Here is a 2,765-nt window from a genome sequence, read left to right as displayed (position 1 = left end):
CCGCCGGAGAAGAGGATCACCGGCCGCTCGAACTCACCCGCCACCTCACGGAAGATGTGCACCGCCTCGGACTCCAGAGCGTCCAGGTGCGAGAGCGTGAAGGTCACAGCAGCCCCCGCTCGGCCAGCACCGCGTACACCGCGTCCGCGGACTCCTGCGGGCTCTGTGTCTGCGTCGGCAGCGTCAGCGCCGGGTCCGTGGGCGGCTCGTACGGGTCGTCGACGCCGGTCAGACCGGTCAGCGCGCCCGCGGCCTGGCGGGCGTAGAGGCCCTTGACGTCCCGCTCGCTGCACACCTCCACGGGGGTCGCGACATGCACCTCGATGTACGGCGTTCCGCTCGCCTCGTGCCGTTTGCGGACGGCCTCGCGGCTGTCGGCGTAGGGGGCGATGACCGGGACGACGGAGAGCACGCCGTTGCGGGCGAGGACCTCGGAGACCAGGCCGATGCGCTGCACGTTGGTGTTGCGGTCCTCGCGGGAGAAGCCGAGGCCGGCCGAGAGGAAGCGGCGTACCTCGTCGCCGTCGAGGACCTCCACGCGATGTCCCTCGGCTCTCAGGCGATCGCTCAGGTGCCGGGCGATCGTCGTCTTGCCCGCACTCGGCAGTCCGGTGAGCCAGACGGTGGCTCCCTGAGCCCTTGCCGTGGTGGTCATGCGCAACAGTCCTCTTTCTTACCCGACGAGCGACGTCGTCGAAGGTTAGGTAAGAACTCTGAGAGGACCCGCTAAGGAAGCTGAGGTTTGGCTGAGTGACCGGTGGTGCGCAAGAGGAAACGGTGGTTCGTCATGAACTGTTCATGGGCGGTTCGTCATGAACTGCTCATGATGCCCGCGAACACCGCCCCCGGGTCCCGCAGTCGTGCGTGCAGCGCCCGGAAGACCTCGGCAGAGCGGGCGCCCGGCCAGTCCCGGGGGAGCAGGGAGGCGGGGAGGCCGGGGTCGACGTAGGGGAGGCGGCGCCAGGAGTCCAGGGCGAGGAGGTAGTCGCGGTAGGCCTCCTCCGGCGGGGTGTCCGTCCGGCGCTCCCAGCCGGCCAGCACCGGCGCGTGGCGGTCGAGGAACGCCTCGTGCTCCTTGGCGATCGTGGTCAGGTCCCACCAGCGGGCCACGGCGTCGGCGGTCGCCGCGAAGCCGAGGTGCTCACCGCGGAAGAAGTCCACGTACGGGTCGAGGCGCAGGCGGCCGAGGATGTGCCGGGTCTCCTCGTACAGGCGGGCGGGCGCGATCCACACGCCCGGGGCGGCGGTGCCGAAGCCGAGGCCGGACAGCCGGGAGCGCAGGACGTGCCGCTTCTGCCGTTCGGACTCGGGGACGGAGAACACCGCGAGCACCCAGCCGTCGTCGTCGGAGGGGCTGGCCGCGTAGATGCGCCGGTCGCCGTCGTCGAGCAACTGCCTTGCCTCGGGCGACAGTTCGTAGCCGGCGGCGCCCTGGGCGGTACGGGCGGGCACCAGGAGCCCGCGCCGTTTGAGCCGGGAGACCGACGAGCGCACCGAAGGCGCGTCGACGCCGGCGGCGGCCAGGAGCCGGATCAGTTCCGCGACCGGAACCGGGCCGGGCACGAAGCGGCCGTACGCGCCGTAGAGCGTGACGATGAGAGACCGTGGAGCATGCTGGTCGGACACGTTGATCATCTTAGGTCGTCAGCATCACTGCTGGTCACCTGGGGTACGCAAGCTGATCCTGCACGGTTCGAAGGTCACCGTGGGCAGCGCGTCCGGGAAGACGATCACGCGGGATCGGTCAGGTGGGAAGGGTCAGGCGGCGACGGCGAGTTGGTCGGCCGGTACCCGGTGCGGGGCGACGATCCGGCCGTCGGGGAGCAGCAGGCCGCTGTCGTCGAAGACGATCGCGCCGTCGCACAGCAGCGTCCAGCCCTGCTCGGGGTGGGCGGAGACCACGTGCGCGGTGTCGGTGTCGGTCACGGGGCACGAGGACTGGTGGGAACACATGGCGTACCTCCACGTCGGATGCGATCCGTTCCGGCGGCTCCTTCGCCGCCCGCATCGCATATACAGACCATCCCCCCGCCGCGAACTCATCGGAACAGGCTGCTGTGAAGCGTGACAACACGCGGACAACACTCGGACGGTTCCACGACGCTCGGTGCGGACTCGCCACCGAAGGAGTGACGATCACGGGAGTTGGTGCGCTCGACCGGTACCAGTGGAGACCTCTGCTTCGGATACTTCAGGAGGTACTCCCATGTCCCTGCGTTCCGCCCTCGGTTCGGCGGCCGGTGCCGCGCTGCTGCTGGTCGCCGCCGCCCCCGCCGCGACCGCGTCGGCCGGCCCCTACGAGACGGTGACGGTCGACCCCACGGGCAGCATCGCCCCGGACGGCACCGTCACGCTCTCCGGCACCTACCGCTGTCTCGGCAACTCGGGCCCGGCCTTCGTCAGTTCCTCCGTCTCCCAGGGCGACTCCGCGGTCCGGCACGGCATCGGCGGCACCCGGGCGGTCTGCGACGGCATGGAGCACAGCTGGGAGAACTCGGGCAAGCCCTCGTCCGACCCGCTGAACCCCGGCCCGGCCCAGGTCGAGGCCACCGTGATGGAACTGGCCCCCCAGGGCGGCCTGCCGCTGCCCCGCTTCCACGCGGTGCAGCGCCAGGACATCACCCTGACCGAGAGCTGAGTTCCACGCCTTCGGGGCGCCCCCCGCCCCGGCGGGGGGGGGGCCCGGGGGTAGGGGGTCTGCGATGAGGGGTTTTGTGGGGCCCAGAAGCCAGGCAACCCGGGGTATGAGCCCAATATGAGCGCGC

The 2,765-nt window shown here is 70.8% G+C and carries 4 protein-coding genes and 1 pseudogene; 1 reads left to right on the top strand and 4 read right to left on the bottom strand.

Going from position 1 to position 2,765, the window contains the following annotated elements; translation table 11 throughout:
- The 4 genes and pseudogenes from ACFXC1_RS12365 to ACFXC1_RS12350 form a co-directional block, all read right to left on the bottom strand.
- A pseudogene (locus ACFXC1_RS12365) lies at positions 1–98 on the bottom strand (sulfate adenylyltransferase subunit CysD); the annotation flags it as partial.
- A gap of 5 nt (positions 99–103) precedes the next feature.
- Positions 104–655, bottom strand: coding sequence for an adenylyl-sulfate kinase (cysC, locus tag ACFXC1_RS12360; protein ID WP_381241889.1), 552 nt, complete (start codon positions 653–655; stop codon positions 104–106).
- A 155-nt stretch (positions 656–810) separates the two neighbouring features.
- Positions 811–1,635: a PaaX family transcriptional regulator gene (locus ACFXC1_RS12355; RefSeq protein ID WP_381241887.1), complete on the bottom strand. Its 825-nt coding sequence runs from the start codon at positions 1,633–1,635 to the stop codon at positions 811–813.
- A gap of 123 nt (positions 1,636–1,758) precedes the next feature.
- Positions 1,759–1,953: a DUF5999 family protein gene (locus ACFXC1_RS12350; RefSeq protein ID WP_019075394.1), complete on the bottom strand. Its 195-nt coding sequence runs from the start codon at positions 1,951–1,953 to the stop codon at positions 1,759–1,761.
- A gap of 253 nt (positions 1,954–2,206) precedes the next feature.
- Here ACFXC1_RS12350 and ACFXC1_RS12345 point away from each other — a divergent pair, with 253 nt between their 5' ends.
- On the top strand, positions 2,207–2,638 hold the full coding sequence (locus ACFXC1_RS12345; RefSeq protein ID WP_381241886.1) for a DUF6299 family protein: 432 nt from the start codon (positions 2,207–2,209) through the stop codon (positions 2,636–2,638).
- Positions 2,639–2,765: the final 127 nt, after the last annotated feature.

This window comes from Streptomyces hokutonensis, assembly GCF_042751305.1.
GTDB classification, from domain to species: domain Bacteria; phylum Actinomycetota; class Actinomycetes; order Streptomycetales; family Streptomycetaceae; genus Streptomyces; species Streptomyces hokutonensis_A.
The sequence above is the reverse complement of the archived record's forward strand: the minus strand, read 5'-3'. Positions and strand labels throughout refer to the sequence as shown.

What these genes read in the sequence shown, in the direction of transcription:
- cysC (WP_381241889.1), bottom strand. Translation starts at nt 655, where the DNA reads ATGACCACCACGGCAAGGGCTCAGGGAGCCACCGTCTGGCTCACCGGA.
- ACFXC1_RS12355 (WP_381241887.1), bottom strand. Translation starts at nt 1,635, where the DNA reads ATGATCAACGTGTCCGACCAGCATGCTCCACGGTCTCTCATCGTCACG.
- ACFXC1_RS12350 (WP_019075394.1), bottom strand. Translation starts at nt 1,953, where the DNA reads ATGTGTTCCCACCAGTCCTCGTGCCCCGTGACCGACACCGACACCGCG.
- ACFXC1_RS12345 (WP_381241886.1), top strand. Translation starts at nt 2,207, where the DNA reads ATGTCCCTGCGTTCCGCCCTCGGTTCGGCGGCCGGTGCCGCGCTGCTG.